Annotated in this window: 19 protein-coding genes and 1 pseudogene; 8 read left to right on the plus strand and 12 right to left on the minus strand. The window is 69.3% G+C overall.

Annotated elements, in window-relative coordinates; translation table 11 throughout:
- Both HUA76_RS42300 and HUA76_RS42305 read right to left on the minus strand, forming a co-directional pair.
- A pseudogene (locus tag HUA76_RS42300) lies at positions 1-1411 on the minus strand (molecular chaperone DnaJ); the annotation flags it as partial.
- A gap of 33 nt (positions 1412-1444) precedes the next feature.
- On the minus strand, positions 1445-1948 hold the full coding sequence (locus HUA76_RS42305; protein WP_174458593.1) for a tRNA (cytidine(34)-2'-O)-methyltransferase: 504 nt from the start codon (positions 1946-1948) through the stop codon (positions 1445-1447).
- Between the two features lie 17 nt (positions 1949-1965).
- On the opposite strand from HUA76_RS42305, the gene HUA76_RS42310 reads away from it, so the two are divergent.
- Positions 1966-2343 (plus strand): DUF192 domain-containing protein, encoded by a 378-nt coding sequence (locus HUA76_RS42310; protein ID WP_174458592.1) that lies wholly within the window; start codon positions 1966-1968, stop codon positions 2341-2343.
- A gap of 90 nt (positions 2344-2433) precedes the next feature.
- Entirely contained in the window at positions 2434-3198 is a 765-nt protein-coding gene (locus tag HUA76_RS42315) for a Stp1/IreP family PP2C-type Ser/Thr phosphatase (RefSeq protein ID WP_141642395.1), read from the plus strand.
- A gap of 7 nt (positions 3199-3205) precedes the next feature.
- Here HUA76_RS42315 and HUA76_RS42320 read toward each other — a convergent pair whose 3' ends face one another.
- The 4 genes from HUA76_RS42320 to HUA76_RS42335 form a co-directional block, all read right to left on the minus strand.
- The gene (locus tag HUA76_RS42320) at positions 3206-5224 is read right to left on the minus strand and encodes an amylo-alpha-1,6-glucosidase (protein WP_174458591.1); all 2019 of its coding nucleotides are present in this window, start codon (positions 5222-5224) and stop codon (positions 3206-3208) included.
- On the minus strand, positions 5221-7125 hold the full coding sequence (gene treZ / locus HUA76_RS42325) for a malto-oligosyltrehalose trehalohydrolase (protein WP_174464150.1): 1905 nt from the start codon (positions 7123-7125) through the stop codon (positions 5221-5223). The genes HUA76_RS42320 and treZ overlap by 4 nt, the downstream gene beginning before the upstream one ends.
- A gap of 303 nt (positions 7126-7428) precedes the next feature.
- On the minus strand, positions 7429-8460 hold the full coding sequence (locus tag HUA76_RS42330) for a sugar phosphate nucleotidyltransferase (protein ID WP_174464151.1): 1032 nt from the start codon (positions 8458-8460) through the stop codon (positions 7429-7431).
- Positions 8461-8488: 28 nt separating this feature from the next.
- Positions 8489-9529: an aminoglycoside phosphotransferase family protein gene (locus HUA76_RS42335; protein ID WP_174464152.1), complete on the minus strand. Its 1041-nt coding sequence runs from the start codon at positions 9527-9529 to the stop codon at positions 8489-8491.
- A gap of 374 nt (positions 9530-9903) precedes the next feature.
- Between HUA76_RS42335 and HUA76_RS42340 the strand changes: the two genes are divergently transcribed.
- The 4 genes from HUA76_RS42340 (at position 9904) to HUA76_RS42355 (ending at position 14319) form a co-directional block, all read left to right on the plus strand.
- Positions 9904-11271, plus strand: coding sequence for a pyridoxal-phosphate dependent enzyme (locus tag HUA76_RS42340; protein WP_141642400.1), 1368 nt, complete (start codon positions 9904-9906; stop codon positions 11269-11271).
- A 135-nt stretch (positions 11272-11406) separates the two neighbouring features.
- A complete protein-coding gene (locus tag HUA76_RS42345; RefSeq protein WP_174464153.1) occupies positions 11407-12915 on the plus strand; it encodes an AlkA N-terminal domain-containing protein in 1509 nt (502 codons plus the stop codon).
- A complete protein-coding gene (ogt, locus tag HUA76_RS42350; protein ID WP_174464154.1) occupies positions 12908-13444 on the plus strand; it encodes a methylated-DNA--[protein]-cysteine S-methyltransferase in 537 nt (178 codons plus the stop codon). The genes HUA76_RS42345 and ogt overlap by 8 nt, the downstream gene beginning before the upstream one ends.
- Positions 13445-13503: 59 nt before the next feature.
- Positions 13504-14319, plus strand: a complete 816-nt coding sequence (locus HUA76_RS42355) for an isocitrate lyase/phosphoenolpyruvate mutase family protein (RefSeq protein ID WP_174464155.1) — start codon at positions 13504-13506, stop codon at positions 14317-14319.
- Positions 14320-14478: 159 nt separating this feature from the next.
- Here HUA76_RS42355 and HUA76_RS42360 read toward each other — a convergent pair whose 3' ends face one another.
- Positions 14479-14937: a MaoC family dehydratase gene (locus HUA76_RS42360; RefSeq protein ID WP_174458584.1), complete on the minus strand. Its 459-nt coding sequence runs from the start codon at positions 14935-14937 to the stop codon at positions 14479-14481.
- 187 nt (positions 14938-15124) lie between these two features.
- Here HUA76_RS42360 and HUA76_RS42365 point away from each other — a divergent pair, with 187 nt between their 5' ends.
- Positions 15125-15388, plus strand: coding sequence for a hypothetical protein (locus HUA76_RS42365; protein ID WP_174458583.1), 264 nt, complete (start codon positions 15125-15127; stop codon positions 15386-15388).
- 221 nt (positions 15389-15609) lie between these two features.
- Here HUA76_RS42365 and HUA76_RS42370 read toward each other — a convergent pair whose 3' ends face one another.
- The 4 genes from HUA76_RS42370 to HUA76_RS42385 all read right to left on the minus strand — a co-directional run bounded on the left by HUA76_RS42370 (position 15610) and on the right by HUA76_RS42385 (position 19683).
- Positions 15610-16608, minus strand: coding sequence for a hypothetical protein (locus HUA76_RS42370; protein ID WP_174458582.1), 999 nt, complete (start codon positions 16606-16608; stop codon positions 15610-15612).
- A gap of 164 nt (positions 16609-16772) precedes the next feature.
- Positions 16773-18368 (minus strand): caspase family protein, encoded by a 1596-nt coding sequence (locus HUA76_RS42375; protein WP_174464156.1) that lies wholly within the window; start codon positions 18366-18368, stop codon positions 16773-16775.
- Positions 18365-19135: a hypothetical protein gene (locus HUA76_RS42380; protein WP_174464157.1), complete on the minus strand. Its 771-nt coding sequence runs from the start codon at positions 19133-19135 to the stop codon at positions 18365-18367. Before HUA76_RS42380 ends, HUA76_RS42375 begins: the two co-directional genes overlap by 4 nt.
- On the minus strand, positions 19132-19683 hold the full coding sequence (locus HUA76_RS42385) for an RNA polymerase sigma factor (RefSeq protein WP_174464158.1): 552 nt from the start codon (positions 19681-19683) through the stop codon (positions 19132-19134). The genes HUA76_RS42380 and HUA76_RS42385 overlap by 4 nt, the downstream gene beginning before the upstream one ends.
- A gap of 205 nt (positions 19684-19888) precedes the next feature.
- Between HUA76_RS42385 and HUA76_RS42390 the strand changes: the two genes are divergently transcribed.
- Positions 19889-20050, plus strand: coding sequence for a hypothetical protein (locus HUA76_RS42390; RefSeq protein ID WP_174464159.1), 162 nt, complete (start codon positions 19889-19891; stop codon positions 20048-20050).
- Between the two features lie 41 nt (positions 20051-20091).
- Here the strand turns inward: HUA76_RS42390 and HUA76_RS42395 are convergent, their stop codons facing one another.
- Positions 20092-20469, minus strand: coding sequence for a DUSAM domain-containing protein (locus HUA76_RS42395; protein WP_174464160.1), 378 nt, complete (start codon positions 20467-20469; stop codon positions 20092-20094).
- Position 20470 lies beyond the last annotated feature (1 nt).

Genomic DNA, 20470 nt, shown 5'->3' on the forward strand with positions numbered 1-20470 from the left:
CCTCTTCCGCGAGCCGTGCCTCTTCAGCGAGCCGTGCCTCTTCAGCGAGTCGCTCCTCTTCAGCGAGCCGAGCCTCTTCAGCGAGTCGCTCTTCCTCGGCACGAACCCGGGCCTCCTCAGCGAGCCGGGCCTCCTCAGCGAGCCGAGCCTCTTCCGCGCGGCGCTCTTCCTCAGCACGAGCCCGCGCCTCTTCAGCGAGTCGCTCCTCTTCAGCGAGCCGTGCCTCTTCAGCGAGCCGTGCCTCTTCGGCAAGTCGCGCCTCTTCCGCGAGTCGCTCTTCCTCGGCACGAACCCGTGCCTCTTCCGCGAGCCGTGCCTCTTCCGCGAGTCGCTCTTCCTCCGCACGGACCCGTGCCTCTTCGGCAAGTCGCGCCTCTTCCGCGAGTCGCTCTTCCTCGGCACGAACCCGGGCCTCTTCGGCGAGCCGGGCCTCTTCAGCGAGTCGCTCCTCCTCGGCGCGAATCCAAGCCTCTGCCGCCAGCCGAGCAGCCTCCGCGCGCCGGGCCTCTTCCGCGCGCCGTTCTTCCTCGGCACGAGCCCGGGCCTCTTCCGCCCGCCGTTCTTCCTCCGCCCGAACCCTCGCCTCTTCCGCGAGCCGTTGCTCCTCGGCACGAATCCGAGCCTCTTCCGCGAGCCGAGCCTCTTCAATCGCACGGAGTCGGGCTTCCTCCGCCAGCCGAGCCTCCTCCGCCCGCCGACGAGCCTCCTCCTCGGCGCGGAGCCGCTCCTCCTCCGCCCTCCTGCGCGCGGCCTCCTCCTCCTGCCTGCGCGCCTCCTCCCTCGCCTCCCACTCCTCCACCGACAGCGCCTCGACGCCCCCTTCGCGCTCCAACACGAGCAACAGCGCCTCGCGCGCGGGCGTCAGCGACTCCGGCTCACGAAACTCCCCCAACGTCCTCAGCAACTCCCGCTCGGACGCATCCGTCAGCCACGGCTCGCACACAGCCACATCCGCGCACCGGAACACCCGCCCCTTCGCCCCACCCGCCCCCGGCCGCTCCAGCGCCGCCCGCACCACCCTCACTCCGGAGATGGGCTCGAACTCCGCCTCCACGCTCCCAGGCTCGAAGGCCGCGCGCTCGGCCAACTCACTCAACCGCCGCACGTGGGCAAGCACCTGCTGCTCCACCACCGCGTCCCGCTCCAGCCCGTGCTCCTCCAACAACTCCTCGTCCGCGGCGCCCGCCCCCCCCCGCGCCCACAGCGCATCCAGCGCCTCCGCGCTCAACAAGCCACTCTGCAACAGCGCCTGCGCCGGACTCTGATACCCAAACCCCAGCCGCGTCCCCACGAGGTCGCCCTCGCGCAGCATCAACCGCGACTCACGCCCTCCTGCGGACAAGGTCAGCCATCCCGTGGCTCGGGACTTGTGGGCGGAATACAGCGCTTCGGCGGCCTGCGACGGAATCATCCTCGCCGCAGTGTAGTCCCTCCTCACCGCCCCTCAACTTGCCGAGGGTGCCCGCCTGCCCGCCCCGGTGAAACACACCTGTCGCAGCGCCTCGTAGGTCCCCACCCCCACCGCCGTGGACAGGTTCATGCTCCGCCGCCCCTCCAACATCGGAATCGTCAGCGCCGTCCCCGTCCCCCCCTCCATCACCTCCGGCAACAGCCCCGTCACCTCCGAGCCGAACACCAGATGGTCCCCCTCCTCGAACCGCGCCTCGTACAAGGTCTGCTCCGCCCGCGCCGAGAACAGCCACCGCCGCGCGTCCGGATACGCCGCCACGTAGGCCTCATAAGTCGGGTACAGCCGTAGAAATACCTTGTCCCAGTAGTCCAACCCGGCCCGCTTGAGGTTCCGGTCATCGATTGAGAAGCCCAGGGGCTCCACCAGGATGAGCCGGCAGCCCGTCACCGCGCAGAGGCGGGCCACGTTGCCGGTGTTGGGGGGAATCTGGGGGGAGACCAGAACCAGATGCAGAGGACGCGCCAGGGGCTCGAGCATGGGGTAGAACGCGCTACATGCGCTGGAAGGTGACCAACGAGACGCGGCAGAAGCCGCTGGCGGACCGGGCGGAGAAGGCCACCTCTTTCGCCCAGCGCTTCAAGGGACTGATGGGGCGCCAGGAGCTCGCCATGGGCGACGGCCTCCACATCCAGCCCTGCAACTCCATCCACACGTTCTTCATGCGCATCCCCATTGACGTCGCCTTCCTGGACGCCCAGGGCCGCATCGTCAAGCAGATGATGGCGCTGCCGCCCTGGAGGGCCACCTCCGTGTACTTCCAGGCCCGTTCCGTGCTGGAACTGCCCGCGGGCGTCCTGGCCGCGAGCGGCACCCAGGAAGGGGACCGCTTGAGCTTCGAGCCTGCCTCCCCTGCCCCGGTGTCCCCTGTCTGACCGCACCAAGAGCACGTCTTTTGACCGTTTTCCGAGCGCTTTGTTAACGTGCGCCGCCAGTTTCTCGTCCCCTTAGAAGAGTCCCCGCGCATGCGCATCGAGGTAGCCGGCAGCACCCACGTCGGGATGAAGCGGAACCACAACGAGGACAACTTCCTCATGTTGCCCGATGAGCACCTCTTCATCGTCGCGGACGGGATGGGCGGGCACTCCTCAGGAGAGATCGCCAGTCGCATCGCCGTGGACGAGTTGGGTGAGTTCTACAAGATGACCTCCAAGGACCAGGACAGCACCTGGCCCTTCAAGATGGACAAACAGCGCAACTATGACGAGAACCGGTTGGCCACCGGAATCAAGCTCGCCAACGCGCGCATCTTCGAGAAGGCCAGCAGCGAGTCGAAGTACAAGGGCATGGGGACGACCATCGTCAGCGTGCACTTCGCCAGCGACGTCGCGTACGTCGGGCACGTGGGCGACAGCCGCGTGTACTGCTTCCGCGCTGGAGCCCTCAAGCAGATCACCGAGGACCACTCCCTGCTCAACGACTACCTCAAGGCGAAGAAGCTCTCGCCCGAGGAAGTCGAAAACTTCCCGCACAAGAACGTCATCGTCCGCGCCCTGGGCATGAAGGAGAACGTCCAGGTGGACGTCTCCCGCGTGGACCCCCAGCCGGGCGACGTCTTCCTGCTGTGCTCGGACGGCCTGAGCGGCATGGTGACCGACCCCCAGATGCAGGAAATCCTCGGCCGCACGCCCGAGCTGGACAAGGCGTGCTCGCAGCTCATCGACATGGCCAACGCCGCGGGCGGCAACGACAACGTCACCTGCGTGCTCGCCCGCTACCACCCCGCCTGACCCGACGTCAGGCGATGCGCAGGAAGACCCGCAGCGCCTCGGCCACTCCCCAGGCCTGGGCGATGCACCCCCTTGGCCTGAAGGGGGGCGTGGCGTCGAAGATTTCGCTGACCTGGCCGACGCCCGCCTGTCTCAGGTGGGTCTCCAGGCCCTCCATGACGTCACGCACGTGCGCGCGGGCCGGCTGAACCCTGAGCGCGGCGTCCACGTAGTGGCCAATCAGCCAGCTCCACACCGTGCCCTGGTGGTACGCCGCGTCACGCGCGCGCAGGTCTCCGTCATACGTGGCCTTGTAGTCGTCGTGGTCCGAGGCCAGCGAGCGCAGCCCCACCGGGGTGAGCAGCTCCGTCTCCACCTTGCGCAGCACGTCCGACCAGTGGTCCGGGTTCAACACCGGGTACTTGAGAGACAGGGCGAAAATCTGGTTGGGCCGCACGGCGGCGTCATTGCCGCCCCCTTGCGCGTCCACCACGTCGAACAGGCACCCCTCGGCCGGGTTCCAGAAGCGCCGGTTGAAGGAGTCCTGCGCCTGTTGCGCGGCCATCGCGTAGGGCGTCCCGTCCAGTCCCTGGAGCGCGGCCCACTCCGCCATCAGCCGCATGGCGTTGAACCACAGGGCGTTGAGCTCCACGGCCTTGCCGCGTCGGGGCGTCACCACCCAGCCGTCCACCTTCGCGTCCATCCAGGTGAGCTGGTAGCCCTCTTCGCCCTGCGTCAGCAGCCCATCCGTGGGGTCGATGCGGATGTTGTGGCGGGTGCCCTGCTGGTGCCTGCGGACGATGTCCTCGAACGTCGGGTAGAACTCCCGCAGCAGCTCCAGGTCCCCGGAGGCCGTCACGTAGCGGTCCACCGCGTGGAAGAACCAGAGCGTCGCGTCGGCCGTGTGGTAGAGCCCGTCGGCCTCTCCCTCCGGGAAGAGGTTGGGCAACAGCCCGTCCTTCACGTGGTGACGGAACGTGCGCAGAATCGCCGCCGCCTCACGGAAGCGCCCCGTGGACACCGTCAGGCCCTCCAGCGAAATCATCGTGTCGCGGCCCCAGTCGGTGAACCAGGGGTAGCCCGCGATGACGCTGCGGGCATCCTCGCCAATGGCCCGGGCCCACGCATCGTCGCGCGGACGCATGGGGTCGACGATGAACTGGTCGCCCGCGAGGACCAGGCGCGCCGCCGTGCCCGTCCTCGCCGCCACGGGCGCGCGCTCCAGCAGGCGCCACTCGCGCTCGCGCTCCATGTCGAAGCTCATGGACGGGTCCCGGTCCAACAGCGCCCAGTCATCCACCGTGGCACCGAGCGACAGGCGACTGCCTGGCCTCACCGTGCACTCGAAGTAGCCAGGGCTCGCCTGCGTCTCGATGTGGGGCATCCCCCGGGAGCGCTCCGTCCGGTAGAGCAGGGGTGAGGAAATCTCAGGCATCGCCACGAAGGGCACGATGCCATCGCCGTACAGCCGCAGCCGCAGCGAAGGCGCATCCTTCGCCGCCTGCATCTCGATGCGCTCTCCCTGGAGAATGACCTTCGGCTGGCAGTAGTCGTGCGGGAAGTCGTGCTCGTGCACTCGAAACACCGGGAAGGGCCGCAGCCGGAGCTTCACCGGAGGGCCGGACAGGTGCGCCCACTCGATGAAGAGCGTGTTCTCCCCGTGCACCAGCACCAGCCTGCGACGCAGACGGGAGGCGCCCAGGACGTACTCCCATTCGGGAATGAGGCCGTCGAGCCGGAAGGAGCGCAGCAGCGAGGCGTCCCCCATCAGCGCGCCGTCCGCCCGCACCTCGCCGTCCAGTCGGCACGTCTGCCCCTCCACCCGGGCCGTCTCCACCAGGCGGGACAGCATGACGGTGCGGCCCCGCTCGGGCAGGGTGGGGATGAAGAGGCCGTGGTAGCGGCGCGCGTTCACCCCCGCCAGGGTGCTGGACGCATAGCCCCCCAGGCCGTTCGTCATCAGCCACTCCCGTCCGAGCACCTCGATGGCCGGCGCTCCCACCGGCCATGCGAACTTCAGCTCCGGCAGCCCGCGCACCCGGCTCATCCGGCCTTCTGTGGGCCGAGCCCCTGGCCGCTCCTCCCGGTGCTCGTCATCCACAGGGCGGTCATCCCCGGTACGCGCCACGACGTCTCGACCCTCAGTGACTCCAGTGAGCAAGACCCTGCACCTCCGAATCGAACCTCTTCACTCGACAGTCCAAGACGCCACCCTTCATCCCGAGGTGGTGCGAGTAATGGTTCGGGGCACGGAGAGAGCTCCAGCTCGCCCCCCAGGTTGACGAGCAGCAGCCGGTCGCCTTCCTGTTCGCTGCCCGAGTAGCGCAGCACGAGCGCGAGCGGGGAGAGGACCGCGCCGGTGAGCTGGCCGCTGTCCTGCCGGGCAAGCACGGAGTCCTCGCGGCGCAGTCGGAGCAGCTCCCGGTGCAGGGTGAGCGGCCCGGTGTGGCGCTCGCGCTCGCTCCAATCGAGCCGGGAGAGGGTGAACGCCTTCTCGTCCACGTGCTCCACGTAGCCCTCGTGCTCCAGCGCGTGACGGGCGCTCTCGAACTGGCCGAGGAACTGGTCCCGACCCTTGCGCACCAACGGCTGCAGCTCCGGCTTGTGGTCCACGAAGTAGAAGAAGGGGGAGTTCGCGAACCACTCCTGGCCCATGAAGAGCAGCGGCGTCTGGGGCAGCAGCAGCCACAGCGTGGTGAGCGCGCGCGCCAGTCGCTCGCCGCAGATGCGGTGCAGCCGCTGGCCCTGGAGCATGTTGGCGAGCTGGTCGTGGTTCTGGAGGTAGAAGACGCACGCGCTCGCGGGCACGCGCAGCAGTGGACTGCCTCGGGCCTTCTTCTGCCAGCGGTAGTACTGCCCCTGATAGAGCGAGTTGCGCAGCGCGCACGACAGCAGCTCCTGCGCGGTGCCGCGATAGTCCTGGAGGTAGGCCTCCGCGCGTCCCGTGGCGGCGACACGGGCGGAGTGGTGGAAGTCATCCACCCAGAGGGCATCCGTGCCCCAGCCGCCCCGCTCCACCGACCTCACGCACAGTTCGTCCTGGGGCTCGTTCTCGGCGATGACGAGCACACCGCGGCCAGCCGCGGCCTCGCGCACGGCGCGCGTCAGCTCCTGGACGATGTGGCACGGCCCGTCGTCATACAGGGCCTGCGTCGCATCCAGGCGGAGCCCGTCGAAGTGATACTCGGCGACCCAGGCGCAGGCGTTCTGGATGAAGAAGTCGCGGCTGGGGCCCGCGGCGGCGCCGTCGTCGAAGTTCGTCGGCTCGCCCCACTCGTTCTCGTACTTGCGGGTGAAGTAGTCCGGTGAGTACTGGGCCAGGTAGTTCCCGTCGGGCCCCAGGTGGTTGTAGACGACGTCCACCAGCACGCCGAGCCCCAGCGCGTGCGCGGCCTCCACGAAGGCGCGCAGGTCCTCCGGCCGGCCGTACTGCCCGCTGGGCGCGAAGAGCTGCGCGCCGTCATAGCCCCAGTTGAAGCGCCCGGGGAACGTGTGCAGCGGCATCAACTCCAGGCAGGTGACGCCCAGCTCCTTGAGCAGCGGCAGCTTGGCGATGGCCGCCCTGTACGTCCCCTCGGGCGTGAAGGCGCCCAGGTGCAGTTCGTAGAGCACCTGCCCCCGGATGCAGGACACGCCCTTCCAGTCGCCGTCCGTCCACGGGTGCGCGTACGCGTCGACGACCTCGCTGAAGCCATGCGGGCCCTCGGGCTGGAAGCGCGACGCGGGGTCTGGGAACTCCTCGCTCGAATCCAGGCGGTACTTGTACAGCGCCCCCACGGCCACCGGATGCACGGCCTCGAAATAGCCCTGGGCGTCCCCCGCGAGTGGGAGCGGGCGGGAGCCTCCCTTCACCACGACCTCCACACTGCGCCTGCGTGGCGCCCACACACGGAAGTGAGTGCTGTCTCCCCCCGCCGGCCTGGCCCCCAGAGAACCTCGCCACTTCATGCCCCAGACCTCCCCTTGTTCCCCGCCGGAAACCCCCGGCGCAGGCAGGCTGTCCGTGGCGAAAGGTAGGGCCCATTGTCCGAAACGGCGACCTTCGTGCGGACGACAGAGCTCGCTCGCACGCCGTGCGGTAACCGACCCTTTCCGAGCAGGGTTCGTGCGCGCGCGGACAGGAGTCGACAGGCATCACCATGCGGCCGCCCCCACACGCTCGCGGCGAGGGCACGCGCGAGCGGGCGGCGCACGGCACCCGCTGGCCGCGCACGCGGTCAGCTCATCCGAGGGCCTTGAGGCTCGTGCGAGTCAGCGCCCCGAAAGCGGCGCGGGAATCCGATGCTCCCGCCACGCAAGCAGCTCCGTGAGCGACTCATCCGCCTCGATCACGGTCTGCTCGAAGACGGCGGCGTTCTGGAGGCGAGCCCCCGCGTCCACCTTCACTCCGGCGCCCAGCGCCACGGACTCGCCGACGACGGCGCCCTCCGCCACCGTGACGCCCCGGCCAAAGTACGCGGGGCCCTCCACCTTCGCGCCACTCACGTGCGCGTCGGGATGCGCCCACGAGGACCCCGGCCCTCGCACCGTGCCAGCGAGCGGCGAGTCCGCCCCCAGCCACTCCAACCGCACGCGGCCGGCGAGCACGTCCCGCACCGTGGCCAGATACCGCGACGGCGTGCCCAAATCGGACCAGTAGCCATCCACGCGCACGCCTCGCACCACCTGTCCCTGGGACATGGCGCGCGCGTAGACCTCGCGGTTGATGTCCTCGGGTCCTTGCGCGCTCATGAAGTCGAAGACGCGCGGGGACATGACGTGCACGCCCGTGAAGTGCCACGGCGTCAGGCCCTCGCCTCCAGGCCCGTGTCCCGCGATGCGCCGCACTCGTCCGGACGCATCCAACTCCACCGACGCGTACTTCTCCCCCTCCGGCATGGGCAGCAACACCATCGTCGCCAGCGCACCGGACGCCTGGTGCACGGCCACCACCGGCCGCAGGTCCACCGGGTAGAGGATGTCGCCGTTGTAGACGATGAAGTCTCCGTCCGAGAGGAAGTCGCGCAGGCCCCGGATGCCGCCGCCGGTGCCCTGGATGACGGGCTCGCGCACCACGTGCAGCGCCAGCTTCGCGCGCGCGCACTCCTCGCGAGCCACCTCCTCCATCGTATCCGGCAGGTGGTGGGTGTTGATGCCCACCGCCGTGACACCCGCGGCCTTCAGCACCGCCAGGTGGTAGCGCAGGAGCGGCTGACCCAGGAACGGGAGCGCCGGCTTGGGCCAGCGCTCCGTCAACGGACGCAGGCGGGTTCCCAGACCCGCGCAGAGCACCATCGCCTTCATTGTCGACTCCCCTCCCCCGCCAATGGGCTCAGGCCGCCAGCTCCGGGACGTACTTCGCCACCAGCTCCTGCAGCCCTCGCAGCTCCGGCCGCTGACGGAACGCCTCGCGCACGTAGCGCAGCGACGCGGGGATGGAGACGAGGAAGCCCGGGTTGCCCTTCACGCGGTTGATGTACTCGAAGCGGCCCGCGTCCTTCAGCTTGCGCTGCACGGTGAGCAGGTCGAAGAACGCCTTGAACTCCACCGCGTCGATGCGCTCGCCGCTCGCCTCCTGGAACGTGGCGATGTAGCGGTCCAGCATCGCGTCCACGAAGGCCCGGTCCAGCTCCACGTAGCTGTCGCGCAGGAGCGCCACCAGGTCGTACTGCCTGGGGCCCTGGAGCGCGTCCTGGAAGTCGATGACCACCAGCTCGCCCTCCTTCACCATGATGTTGCGGCTCTGGTAGTCGCGGTGCGTGAAGCCCCGGGGCGCGGCGGCCAGCTGCTTCGCGATGTCCCGGAACGTCGCGTCCAGCTGCGCGCGCTCGGCGTCCGTGGGCAGCTTGCCGCTCCACGCCTCCAGGCCCCACTCGCGGAAGTGGTGCAGCTCCCAGTCGTACAGGTCCTCGTCGAACGAGCGCGTGAAGGCCAGGCAGTCCGGGTCCTGGTGCTTCTCCGCCTGCACCCGCAGCCGCGCCAGCAGGTCCACCGCGCGCGTGTAGAGCGCCTCGTTGTGCTTGCCGCCTTCCAGCGCGGACTCGAAGGTGATGTCGCTTAGGTCTTCAATCACCATCATCCCCGCCGGCTCGTCGTAGCGGAGGATGGCGGGCACGCGCACACCGAGCTTGTTCAGGTAGCGGTGCACGTTGACGAAGGGCAGCTCCTTCGGAGGCTCACCCTTGGTGGCCTCCTCGCTCTTCTTCGTCGCGTCCAGCGGCATCACCATCACCACCCAGCTCTCCGGGGGCGCGCCGACGCGGTAGTACGAGCGATTGCTCGCGTCTCCCTTCAACTTCTTGATGGGAGCATGGGGAACGGGACGGCCAGTGGCCTGTCCCACCTGGTCGCGCAGGGCGGCCTCGAGTTCCATATCGACGGGGTTCTCCAAGGGGGTTGGGAGAAGAGGCTTGCGAGTATGGGAGGGGCGACTTTCCGCGTCAAAGGCCCGGCGCGGCGATTGCCCCCTGGCCCCTCGGGCTGTCACGTAAGCGACGGCGAAACCTTGAGCCCCCAATTCCCGTCGCGACGCGTCGCGCGCCCGGCCGCCCCCTGACGAAGCAGGCCCGTCCCTGCTGGCAGGTCGCCAGGAGACACCCCGGGTCCTGCTGCTCCAGGGGTGCGGGGGAAGTGCCCAGGACGGGGCACTGTTACTTCTCGACCGGGGAGATGGACTCCCGCTGTCGACCGGGCCCCTCCGGCGGCATATAAGACGCGCCGCGAACCCCCTTTTTTCTGGAAGCCCCGATGGACATCCACGACACCATTCTCTCCGCCATTGGCAACACGCCCCTGGTCAAGCTCAACAAGCTCGTCGGACCGAACGATGCGACTGTTCTGGTCAAGTGCGAGTTCATGAACCCGGGCGCGTCCATCAAGGACCGCATGGCGCTGTACATCATCGAGAAGGCCGAGCGGGAGGGGAAGCTCAAGCCCGGCGGGACCATCGTGGAGAACACGTCCGGCAACACCGGCATGGGCGTGGCGCTGGCGGCCGCGGTGAAGGGCTACAAGTGCATCTTCACGATGCCGGACAAGATGTCGCTGGAGAAGATCAACCGCCTGAAGGCGCTGGGCGCGCAGGTGGTGGTGACGCCGACGAACGTCGCGGCCGAGGACCCCCGCAGCTATTACGAGACGGCCAAGCGGCTGCACCGTGAGACGCCGGGCGCGTTCATGCTGAACCAGTACCACAACCCCGACAACATCGAGGCGCACTACCAGCTCACCGGTCCGGAGATCTTCGAGCAGACCGGCGGCAAGATGGACTACTTCATCTCGGGCCTGGGCACCGGCGGGACGATGAGCGGCGCGGGCAAGTTCCTCAAGGAGAAGATCCCCGGCCTGAAGAACGTGGGCGTGGACCCCGAGGGCTCCGTCTACGAGGGCTACTTCAAGACGGGCAAGCTGACCGAGCCGCACGTCTACAAGGTGGAAGGTATCGGCGAGGACATGCTGTGCGGCGCCATGGACTTCAAGGTCGTGGACGACGTGCGCCAGGTGGATGACCGCCAGTGCTTCGCGGCGGCGCGGCGGCTGGCGCGCGAGGAGGGCATCTTCGCGGGTGGCTCCTCCGGCGCGGCCGTGCACGTGGCCGTGCAGCTGGCGAAGGAAGTGGGCAAGGGCAAGACGATTGTCGTCGTGCTCCCCGACTCCGGCAGCAGCTACATCAGCAAGTTCCACTCCGATGAGTGGATGCGCGACAACGGCTTCGCCGAGGACAAGAGCACCGGCACCGTGCGCGACATCATCGGGAGCAAGCAGCGCGACGTGAAGACGGCGCGCAAGGGCGACCGGGTGGACCAGGTCGTGGAGACGATGCGCGGTCACGGCATCAGCCAGATGCCCGTGGTGTCCGAGGACGGCCGCGCGGTGGGCATGGTGCACGAGTACGACCTGCTCAACGCGCTGGTCGCCGGGAAGGCGAAGTTCGCCGACACCATCGACGCCATCGTCTCGCCGCTGCAGGGCGCGCTGTCGCCGGACACGAGCATCGCCCGCCTGCGGGAAATCTTCGCGCAGGACAACGTGGCCGTCGTGAAGGAGGGCGAGAAGGTCATCGCCATCGTCACGAAGATCGACCTCATCGACTTCCTGCACCGCACGGCGGCCTAGTCGGCCCCCAGGCAGTCGCGTCTTGAAGAGGGCCTCTCACCGGTGGTGGGAGGCCCTTTTCGCGTCTGGAGGGCGCGTGCCATCGATGTCCGAAAACCGCGAGCGCGCACGACGCCCCGATGACACTGTCTGGGCATGGACCTGCTCGATTCCGACGCCTGCTACCGCGTGCTCCAGACGCGGGATGCCCGCTTCGACGGCCGCCTCTTCGTCGCGGTGACGTCGACCGGCATCTACTGCCGGCCCATCTGCCCCGCGCGCACGCCGAAGCGGGAGAACTGCCGCTTCTTCGCCTCCGCCGCCGCGTCCCAGGAAGAGGGCTTCCGGCCGTGTCTGCGCTGCCGGCCGGAGACGGCCCCGGACCTCGCCTCCTGGCGGGGCACCTCCAACACCGTGTCGCGCGCGCTGGCCCTCATCGCGGAGGGCGCGCTGGACGGAGGCGAAGCGGGCGTGGACGCGCTGGCGGAGCGGCTGGGCGTGGGAGGACGACAGCTCCGCCGTCTCTTCAAGCAACACCTGGGCGCCACGCCGGTGGCCGTCGCGCAGACGCGGCGCGTGCTCTTCGCCAAGCAGCTCATCCAGGAGACGCGGATGCCGCTGGCCGAGGTCGCGCTCGCCGCGGGCTTCGGCAGCATCCGGCGCTTCAACGAGACGTTCCAGGACCTCTACCAGCGGCCCCCCAGCGCCCTGCGCCGCAAGCAGGCGGTGGAGACGACCTCCAGCGCGGCGGCGGAAGCGGGCGTCACGCTGCGGCTGCGCTACCGGCCGCCGTACGACTGGGCGGCGATGCTCGCCTATCTGTCCGCGCGAGCCATCCAGGGCGTCGAGCAGGTGTCCGACTCGCGCTACCTGCGCACGGTGTCCCAGGACGGCGCGGTGGGCACGGTGGAGGTGTCCCACGAGCCCGCGAGGGACAACCTCGTGGCGAGGATTCGCTTCCCGCGCGTCCAGTCGCTCCCCGCCATCGTCGCGCGCGTGCGCAGGGTGTTCGACGTGGGCGCGGACATCGAGGTGATTGGCGCGCACCTCTCCAGGGACCCCTTCCTGGCGCCCCTCGTGGCGCTGCGTCCCGGGCTGCGGGCCCCTGGCGCATGGGACGGCTTCGAACTGGCGGTCCGCGCGATTCTGGGCCAGCAGGTGACGGTGGTGGCCGCGCGCAGGCTCGCGGGCCAGTTGGTGGGACTGTGCGCTGACGCCCCCGTGGACGGACTTGCTCCGGGCCTGTCGCGGGCCTTCCCTTCACCGGAGCGCGTCGTGGCGACGGACCTGGGAGCACTGGGAATGCCCTCCGCGCGCAAGGCGTCGCTGAAGGCCCTGGCGGAAGCGGCGCTCGCGGACCCGCTGTTGTTCCAGCCGTTCGGCACGGTGGAGGAAGGCGTCGCCCGGCTGCGCTCCATCCGAGGCGTGGGCGAGTGGACCGCGCAGTACATCGCCCTGCGCGCGCTGCGCGAGACGGACGCGTTCCCCGCCAGCGACGTGGCGCTCTTGCGGAGCGCGGCGACGGACGCGGGCGCGCGTCCCACACCCGAGGACCTGCTTCAACGCGCGGAACCCTGGAGGCCCTGGCGGGCCTATGCCGCGCAACACCTGTGGGCCGCGGACCCGGGCCTGCTTCCACGACTCCAAGAGGTGCGTCATGGCTGAGACTCTCCGCTTCCTCATCGACAAGACGGACACCCCCATCGGCGAGCTGGTCATCATCGCGGACCGAGACGGACACCTGCGCGCCGTCGACTGGACGGAACACGAAGGCCGCATGCGGCAGTTGCTGCGCCTGCACTACGGGGCCGGAGGCTTCGAGCTGGACGCCGCGCGAAATCCGGGCGGACTCACGGAGACGATGCGGACGTATTTCTCCGGGCGGCTCGACGCCATCGACGGCCTGTCCGTCCGCACCGAAGGCACGCCCTTCCAACGCGAGGTGTGGGCGGCGCTGCGGGGCATTCCCTGCGGCGCGACGGTGTCCTACTCGGAGCTGGCGAAGCGCATCGGCCGTCCCGCGGCCGTACGCGCGGTGGGCCTGGCGAACGGCGCCAATCCGGTGGGCATTGTCGTGCCGTGTCATCGCGTGGTGGGTGCCAATGGCTCCCTCACCGGCTACGGAGGTGGCATCGAGCGCAAGCGCTGGTTACTCGACCACGAGTCGCGAGTGCGACGGACATCCACGGCCTGAAGCGCTCTGCGTATCATCCGGCCCCGCTCCACACCCCTGTCGAAAGAGGACCTCTGCCCATGCCTGTCGCTCCGCCGAACTCCGCCCGGGACTTCCGTCAGTTGCACGAAGCGGGCTTGTTGCTGCTGGTCAACGCGTGGGACGCCGGAAGCGCCCGCGTCATGGAGAGCCTGGGGGCCAAGGCCCTCGCCACGACGAGCGCGGGCGTGGCCTGGGCCCAGGGATACCCGGACGGCGACCTGCTGCCGGTGAGTCGACTCCTGGACACCGTCGCCGCCATCACCCGCCTCGTGAAGGTGCCGCTGACGGTGGACATCGAAGGGGGCTACTCGGAGGACCCGCACGCGGTGGGCGAAGTGGCCGCGGGGGTGCTGGAGGCGGGCGGCGTCGGCATCAACCTGGAGGATGGCTCGGGCTCGGTGGACCTGCTGTGCGCCAAGATTGAAGCCGTGAAGCGCGCCGCCGCGCGAAAGGGCGCGGACCTGTTCGTGAACGCGCGCACGGATGTGTTCCTGCGGGGCATTGGCCCGGCGGAGCGTCGCGTCGAGGAGACGCTGGCCCGGGCCCGTCGCTATCGCGCCGCGGGCGCGGATGGGCTCTTCGTTCCGGGCCTGAAGACGCCGGTGGACATCAAGGCCATCGTCACGGAAGCGGGCCTGCCCTTGAACCTGATGGCGATTGGCGGCCTGCCTCCCGCGTCGGAGCTCGCCTCGCTCGGCGTGCGTCGCGTCAGCGCGGGCGCGGGCATGGCCCAGTCCATCTTCGGCCGCATCGCGGCGCTCAGCGCGGACTTCCTGCGGGACGGCTCCTCCGCGCCTCCGCCCGAGGCGGGCATCAACTATCCCGCGCTCAATGCCCTGATGGCCCAGCGCTGAGCCGACGTCGCGCGGGCGGACAACAAGACGGCGCGGTGTCGCTCGCCCACGCGGAGGGGCGCACCGACGTCGGGTCCAGCCAGCGCCTGGCAGGTGAAGCGTGGCCGCGCCGATGAATGGCGCGGCCCTTGCCATCGGTTCCCTGAGGATGGCTCGCGGCTACTTCGCCGCGCCGCCCTCGGGCCGTCGGGCGAACAGCGCGTTGGCGACCTCCGTCATCACCACTTCGCCATTCTGGTTGCGGACCTCGAAGCGGAACTTGATGGCGCCGCGGTCCGGCTTGCTGCGCGACGGCGTGGTGGAGAGGACCTCGAAGCGCGCGCTGAGCGCATCCCCGGGACGCACCGGCCGCAGCCAGCGCAGCTCGTCGAGCCCCGGTGAACCCAGGCTCGCGGACTTGCCCAACAGGCTCTCCACCGCGAGCTTGTGGCAGATGGAAGCGGTGTGCCATCCACTGGCGATGATGCCGCCGAAGATGCCTTCCCGACCTCCCTCGTCACTCAGGTGGAAGGGCTGCGGATCGAACTGCTTCGCGAAGGCGATGATCTCCTCCCGGGAGACCACGTAGGGCCCGGCCTCAATCGCCTCACCAGGTTGGAAGTCGTCGAAGTAACGCATGGGACTCCTCGGATACGGGTGACTCTTGCTGCGTGGCCCCCTGGCGCATTGCATAGGCCGCTCGCGGGGCCAGGGCAACGCATTGCGGCGCCCATCCGCTCCCGAACCATCTATCCTCGACTTTCTGGATTGGTTGTTTTCATGACAGACTGGCGTGGCCTCGTCAGGCACTGCCAAGGAGACACGCATGTTCGCGAAGCTGCTCAAGAGCCAGTGGTCCATGGTGCTGTGCATGTTGCTCGTGGTGGGGCTCGCCGCCCTGTCCATGGGTGAGCCTCAGGCCGCGCTCGTTGAAGTGGAAGGAGACGCGACGTGTGACCTGGAAGTGAGCACGCCGCCGGAGGGCATGCTGCTCGCCGACAGCGAGCACGCCAACGCGGCCTGTCGTCCCGGCTGCGTGGGTCCGTGCTGGTTCTGCCTGCTGGGTGTCTGTGAAAACCGCTGTATGTAGACAGTCCTCGGAGCGTTGAGCCACCCAGCATGGATGGACGCGGCCAATCTCTGCTCAGAAGTGCCCCATGAATCCGTCGCCTGGGATTCATGGGCTCGCGGAGTCAGGAGTCGCGGTCCTCGTCACGACAGGCTGTGACACTCGGAATTCTTCCGTGCCGCCGTCGGGTGACTCGTCGCGAAGGGGCAGCGCACCCGGCCTGCCCCCTCGCGGTCCTCACCTCAGGGCGCGGTCACCGGGCAGGGCCACCACGCGGGAGGAGAGGCCCGGTCATCCCAGGCACCATCCCAGTAGTCTCGCAGCGTGTACGCCACCGTGTTCGCGGCGGTGCAGAAGCGCTCCGGATGGGGGTTCACGAGCAGCACCTGGTCGAGGCGCGACACGGGACGGATGTACGTGCCGCAGCGCTGGGTGCTCCCCGGCGGTGGCGGCCCCATGGTGGAGGCGCGCACCGAGTCCACGAGGACGCTCGCGTTGGGCAGCTCACAGGCCATCTGCTGGAGGGCCTGGCTCGCCTTCAGGACGACGTTCACGTCCACCTTGCGCGTCGTCACGAAGCACTCCTCGGAGGTAGGCGTGTAGCGCATCGTCACCACGGAGTACCCCTGGGGAATCTCCGGGCAGTTCGGGAAGTCCAGGTGGAAGAGCGGGTGGAGCGCGCCCTCGCGAAACATGATGAAGGAGCTCTCCGTCTGTTCTCCGTCGAAGCCCTCCTGAAACCCGACGACGATGTCAGGGCTGGAAAGAGCCTCGGTCGGGACTCGGTCCAGCTTGCCGTTGCCGTTGCCGTCCACGTAGGCCATCACATAGGCCATGCCCAGCCGGGAGCCTTCCTCCCCCATCAGGGCTCCAGGCTCCGGCAGGCGATTGAGGGGCATGCTGAAGGAGTTGGGGAACCGGCCGTTCACCTTCACGTCCACCCCGGGATGGTGGAACGACGACCTGGGGCTCAGCCGCGCGCACTTGGAGATGCCCTCCGGGTACGTTTGCTGGACCAGGCAGTCCACGACGACCTTGGGCCAGGTGTTCCAGAGCAGCGCCGCTCGCAGCCGGTCGGAGTTGGAGTTGCCCAGATCGAATGAAGCGCTGGATTGAAGCGTCCCCTCCAGCGTGAGCAGCGGCTCATCCCCCGCCTCGTCCCCCAGGACACCGCCGCACCCCGCCAATGCCAGTGAAAGCAGGCCCCACTTCCAGAAACCGCGCTCCAGCCTCGTCGTCATATGGCCTTCCTCTCGGTGCATGGGAGCAATCCCATGTCGCGTGACAGACACCGGCCAGGAGACACGCGCGCCGTGCTTCGAATGCGCTCGGGCCACCTGAACGATGCGAGAAAGGAGACGCGCGGACAGCGAGGCGTGGGACATCCCTTTCACGCGCTTCCGTGTCACAGCCCCCAGGTGCAACCCAGCAGCAGTTGTGGCGCGAGTTGCGTGCGGAGCTTTTCATCCTCGCGCATCAACGCGACATGGCCGCCCAGCCGAGCGAAGAGGCCCGTGCGCGCCCCCACCGGCACCTCCGCGGAGAGCGAGGCGAACGCGGCTGCTCCCGCGCCCGTGCGTGTCCGCCGCGCGGGCAGCCCCAGCTCCCGGCGTCGCTCCGCGTCCGGGCTCGTCGCGCGTTGAACCAGGCCCAGCACTCCGAGGCCCGCATGGGCTCCGGCCCAGACACGTCCCAAGGAGCCCGCCACGCCCAGGCCACTCCACAGCCCCAGCTCCAACTGCTCCAGGTCCTGAGCGGTGGTTGAGCCCCGGGTGGCTCCCAGCGTGAGGCCCCCGAGGAAGGACACTCCCAGCCCTCCCGTGCCCTCGCGCGCGAGCAGCACGCCCACCTGCGGCCCCCATCCGCCCAACTGCGTCGAGGAGCGGCCCGCGCCCAGCGCCGCTTGAAGTCGCCAGGAGCTGGCATCCAGGAGTTCGCCCTTGCGCTGGTGCAGGGCCAGGGTGCGCACCTCCAGGGACTCGGGATTCAAGCGCTGCCTCTCGCCCCAGGGCAGGTACACCTTGCCGTAGAGCACCTGCGAGCCACGCCGCACCTGCACGCGGTAGCGCCCCGAAGGCAGGGCGATGCTCACCGGGTCCTCCGCCCGCGGCTCCACCTCCGCCATCACCTGCAGCGTGCGCTCGTCCACGAGCACGACGCTGTCCCCCACCAAGGGAGGAAGTTCGAGGTGCGCGTGGGCTCGCGAGAGCGTGGTGAGGAACAGGTCCCCTTCTCCCGCGAGCTGGCTGGACAGCTCCGGGTGCTGCACCGCCGCCGTGGAGCCATGGGAGCCCGCGAGCGTGCGGTGGTAGACGTGGCCATAGGCTTCCGTGAGGGTGACGCGGCCGTCGGCGTCCACATCCGCCGCGCCCCGCAGGCCCGAAATCAGGTGGTGCGTGAAGAACGAGCCCCGGAGGCTGTCCGACTCCTGCGCGACCTCGTGTGCGCCGGCGGAGGCGATGAACACGCGGCCCTCCGGCCCCACCTGTCGGAGGAAGGAGACATCGAAGGCGGGCGCGGACTTGAGGCCCTTGGACCGGCCGCGCACGAGCGCGCCACTGTGACAGGCATCCATCATGGCGATGGTGACGGTGGCAGGGACTTCGGCGAGCAGCCGTTGCAGCTCCACGAGCGGGAGCGCCTCCCCACCCATGCGCAGCGCGGCCTCGTCTCCGTGGCCTGAGTAGAAGAAGAACAGCAGCGTGCGCTCCCCGGCGCGGCGAGCCTCCTCGATGCGGCCTCGCATCCGCGCCAGTCCCAACCGGAGATTCGAAACCGACTCACCGCGCAGGAGGATGCGGCGGTCCTCGGGCACGCCGCCAAGCTGGCCGAAGACCGCGTCCATGCGTTCGGCGTCCTGCTGGGCCCAGCGCAGGGGCTCATCCGTGTCCCGGCCCAGGTTGTGTCCCACGCTGATGGAGAACCGGTTCTCCGCGCTCGCGACAGAGGCGGCGAGGAGGACGAGCAGGCCTCCGAGCGCGCGCGCGGCCCTGGCGCTCAAGGCAGCTCCTTGGGCAGCGTGCGCACGGCGTGGCGGGTGCCGGGCAGTGGAGTGAGTGACGGGGGGAAGTCCGCCTCTCGCGCCGCCTGCTCCAGCCAGCGATGGATGGCCTCTGGCGACGGTGCATCACGGGCGTCGGCCGCGAGCACCACCACCAGCGCCTCCTGCTCGGGGGCGTCATCCAGCTCCAGGCTCCCGGGCAACACCCACCGCCCCGGCACCATGGACAACGTGCCCCCCGTGGCCGGAAAACCCTGGAGCGGAGTGACGCGGCCACGCTCACTCACCGCCAGCACATAGAGCGCGCCCCCTTCCACGTCCTCCACCTCCACGCGCACCCTGTCGCCGGAACGCAGCACCGCGCCGGGCCCCTGCTCGAAGACGACCTCGCCTCGCTTGACGAGCACCCGCGCGGTGAGGCCACCGCGCACGCGCACCCGCTCCACCTCCTGGAGCGAATGAAGCCGTGGCAGCACCGCCGCCAGCACCACGCCGAGCACCAGCACGGGCTGGCTCCAGCGCCAGAGCATCCGCCAGCGGCTCGGACGAGGCAGCTCCAGACGCGCGCGCACCGGCCCAAAGGGACGCACGAGGGCGAAGGCCGCCTTCTCCGCCCGTCGCTCGCGCAGGTGCGCGGCCAGCGCGGGCGAGGCCCTGGCCGCCTCCTCCACGTGACGAGCCTCTTCCGGAGAGAGCTCGTCACACAGGTAGCGCTCCACCAGGAGGTCCGGCACGCCCGGGAAGTGAGGAATGGATGAGGTGCTCATGCGGAGGCCGCTCCCTTTCGCGGCTCAGGACGGGGGGCGACGTCCAGCAGCCGCCGTGCGGTGTCGAAGAAGGCCTGGAGCTTGCGCTGCACCGTTTTGCGCGAGACGTCGAGCAGCGTGGCGATCTGCTCCTGCTCCAGCTCGTCGATGAAGCGGTGGGCCACGATGCGCTGGACGTCCTCCGGACAGTGGGCGAGGACGCGTCTCACCAGGTCCGCATCCACCAGGAGCCGCTCCAGCGTGGCTTCCGGTGAAGCGTGGGCGTCCGGAAGCGGAGCCAGTCGCGTCAGCGCGCTGGTGACCTCCGTGCGGCGGCGACGCAGCACCGAGAAGCACTGTCGGTCCGCCACGGTGAGCAACCACGACAAGGCAGAGCCGGCGGCGCGAAGCTGCGTCAGGTTCGCGTGGGCGCGCAGGAACACCTCCTGCGTCGAGTCCCAGGCCAGCGCGTCGTCGCCAAGCAAGCGCAGGCAACGCCGGTGCACGGCCTCACCGTAGCGACGGTAGTAGCCCTCGGTCTGCTCGACCTCATTCACTGGCTCGCGCACGCAAGGACCTCACCCTGGGCCGACACCTGCCCCCACAGTCAGTCTCGCCCGGCGCGGGCGTCGGGGGAGGCTCGACCCACGAAGCGAGACGCATGACCCTCATTCCGTGGGACATTTCCCGAGCCCATTCTTCTCGGCTTGACGGGAAGCAGACGGCTCGTTCCAGGCGGGCGGGCCTCACCGGCCACCCTCGGCGGAATCCTCCATGACCCGGTATGCAAATACGCAGGTGATGTGCGCCGCGCTGACGGCGGCGCGCGACTCGGAGCGCACATGGGCCGCGTATCTGGATGCGCGGCTTACGGCACGGACGGGCGCGGCGTGCAGGCAAGAGGCGCCACCGAGCGACGGAGCGGCGCCGCCGTAGTGCTCCGGGGCTCCGTTTTGGCGGGAGCGCCCCAATTGCCGTTACGGCTCGTCGAGCGCGTCCAACTGCACCTGGGCAAGCTCGCGGTAGAATGGAACAACCTCAACATCAAGCAGCTCCAGAAGCGGTGCACGCGCGGCGTCAAGGTCACCTTCCTCCTGGCGCTTGTCCACTTCGGCAAGAGCGCGCGACAGGCGCCACGAGCCCACGCGAATGCGCTTCGCAATCTCCTTGAGCAGAGCGGCGGCACTCGCGTCGCCCTGGAGGGCCTGGGAGACCTCCTGCGGCGCGATAGCCACCTCGGAGGCCGTGCCAATCAAGAGCGCTCGGATTTCATCCGTGAGGGCGAACGGCTCCCCGAGGTCGATGACGCGGCGATTCAGTTCCCTGATTTCGTTCCAAGTTCTATGGTCCGGCATC

Origin of the sequence: Myxococcus sp. CA056 (assembly GCF_013336715.1) — a bacterium.
In the GTDB taxonomy this organism is placed as follows: Bacteria; Myxococcota; Myxococcia; order Myxococcales; family Myxococcaceae; genus Myxococcus; species Myxococcus llanfairpwllgwyngyllgogerychwyrndrobwllllantysiliogogogochensis.

What these genes read in the sequence shown, in the direction of transcription:
- HUA76_RS42390 (WP_174464159.1), top strand. Translation starts at nt 19,889, where the DNA reads ATGACCCGGTATGCAAATACGCAGGTGATGTGCGCCGCGCTGACGGCG.
- HUA76_RS42320 (WP_174458591.1), bottom strand. Translation starts at nt 5,224, where the DNA reads ATGAGCCGGGTGCGCGGGCTGCCGGAGCTGAAGTTCGCATGGCCGGTG.
- HUA76_RS42305 (WP_174458593.1), bottom strand. Translation starts at nt 1,948, where the DNA reads ATGCTCGAGCCCCTGGCGCGTCCTCTGCATCTGGTTCTGGTCTCCCCC.
- HUA76_RS42370 (WP_174458582.1), bottom strand. Translation starts at nt 16,608, where the DNA reads ATGACGACGAGGCTGGAGCGCGGTTTCTGGAAGTGGGGCCTGCTTTCA.
- HUA76_RS42360 (WP_174458584.1), bottom strand. Translation starts at nt 14,937, where the DNA reads ATGCGTTACTTCGACGACTTCCAACCTGGTGAGGCGATTGAGGCCGGG.
- HUA76_RS42395 (WP_174464160.1), bottom strand. Translation starts at nt 20,469, where the DNA reads ATGCCGGACCATAGAACTTGGAACGAAATCAGGGAACTGAATCGCCGC.
- HUA76_RS42355 (WP_174464155.1), top strand. Translation starts at nt 13,504, where the DNA reads ATGCCTGTCGCTCCGCCGAACTCCGCCCGGGACTTCCGTCAGTTGCAC.
- ogt (WP_174464154.1), top strand. Translation starts at nt 12,908, where the DNA reads ATGGCTGAGACTCTCCGCTTCCTCATCGACAAGACGGACACCCCCATC.
- HUA76_RS42340 (WP_141642400.1), top strand. Translation starts at nt 9,904, where the DNA reads ATGGACATCCACGACACCATTCTCTCCGCCATTGGCAACACGCCCCTG.
- HUA76_RS42345 (WP_174464153.1), top strand. Translation starts at nt 11,407, where the DNA reads ATGGACCTGCTCGATTCCGACGCCTGCTACCGCGTGCTCCAGACGCGG.
- HUA76_RS42330 (WP_174464151.1), bottom strand. Translation starts at nt 8,460, where the DNA reads ATGAAGGCGATGGTGCTCTGCGCGGGTCTGGGAACCCGCCTGCGTCCG.
- treZ (WP_174464150.1), bottom strand. Translation starts at nt 7,125, where the DNA reads ATGAAGTGGCGAGGTTCTCTGGGGGCCAGGCCGGCGGGGGGAGACAGC.
- HUA76_RS42365 (WP_174458583.1), top strand. Translation starts at nt 15,125, where the DNA reads ATGTTCGCGAAGCTGCTCAAGAGCCAGTGGTCCATGGTGCTGTGCATG.
- HUA76_RS42335 (WP_174464152.1), bottom strand. Translation starts at nt 9,529, where the DNA reads ATGGAACTCGAGGCCGCCCTGCGCGACCAGGTGGGACAGGCCACTGGC.
- HUA76_RS42310 (WP_174458592.1), top strand. Translation starts at nt 1,966, where the DNA reads ATGCGCTGGAAGGTGACCAACGAGACGCGGCAGAAGCCGCTGGCGGAC.
- HUA76_RS42315 (WP_141642395.1), top strand. Translation starts at nt 2,434, where the DNA reads ATGCGCATCGAGGTAGCCGGCAGCACCCACGTCGGGATGAAGCGGAAC.
- HUA76_RS42380 (WP_174464157.1), bottom strand. Translation starts at nt 19,135, where the DNA reads ATGAGCACCTCATCCATTCCTCACTTCCCGGGCGTGCCGGACCTCCTG.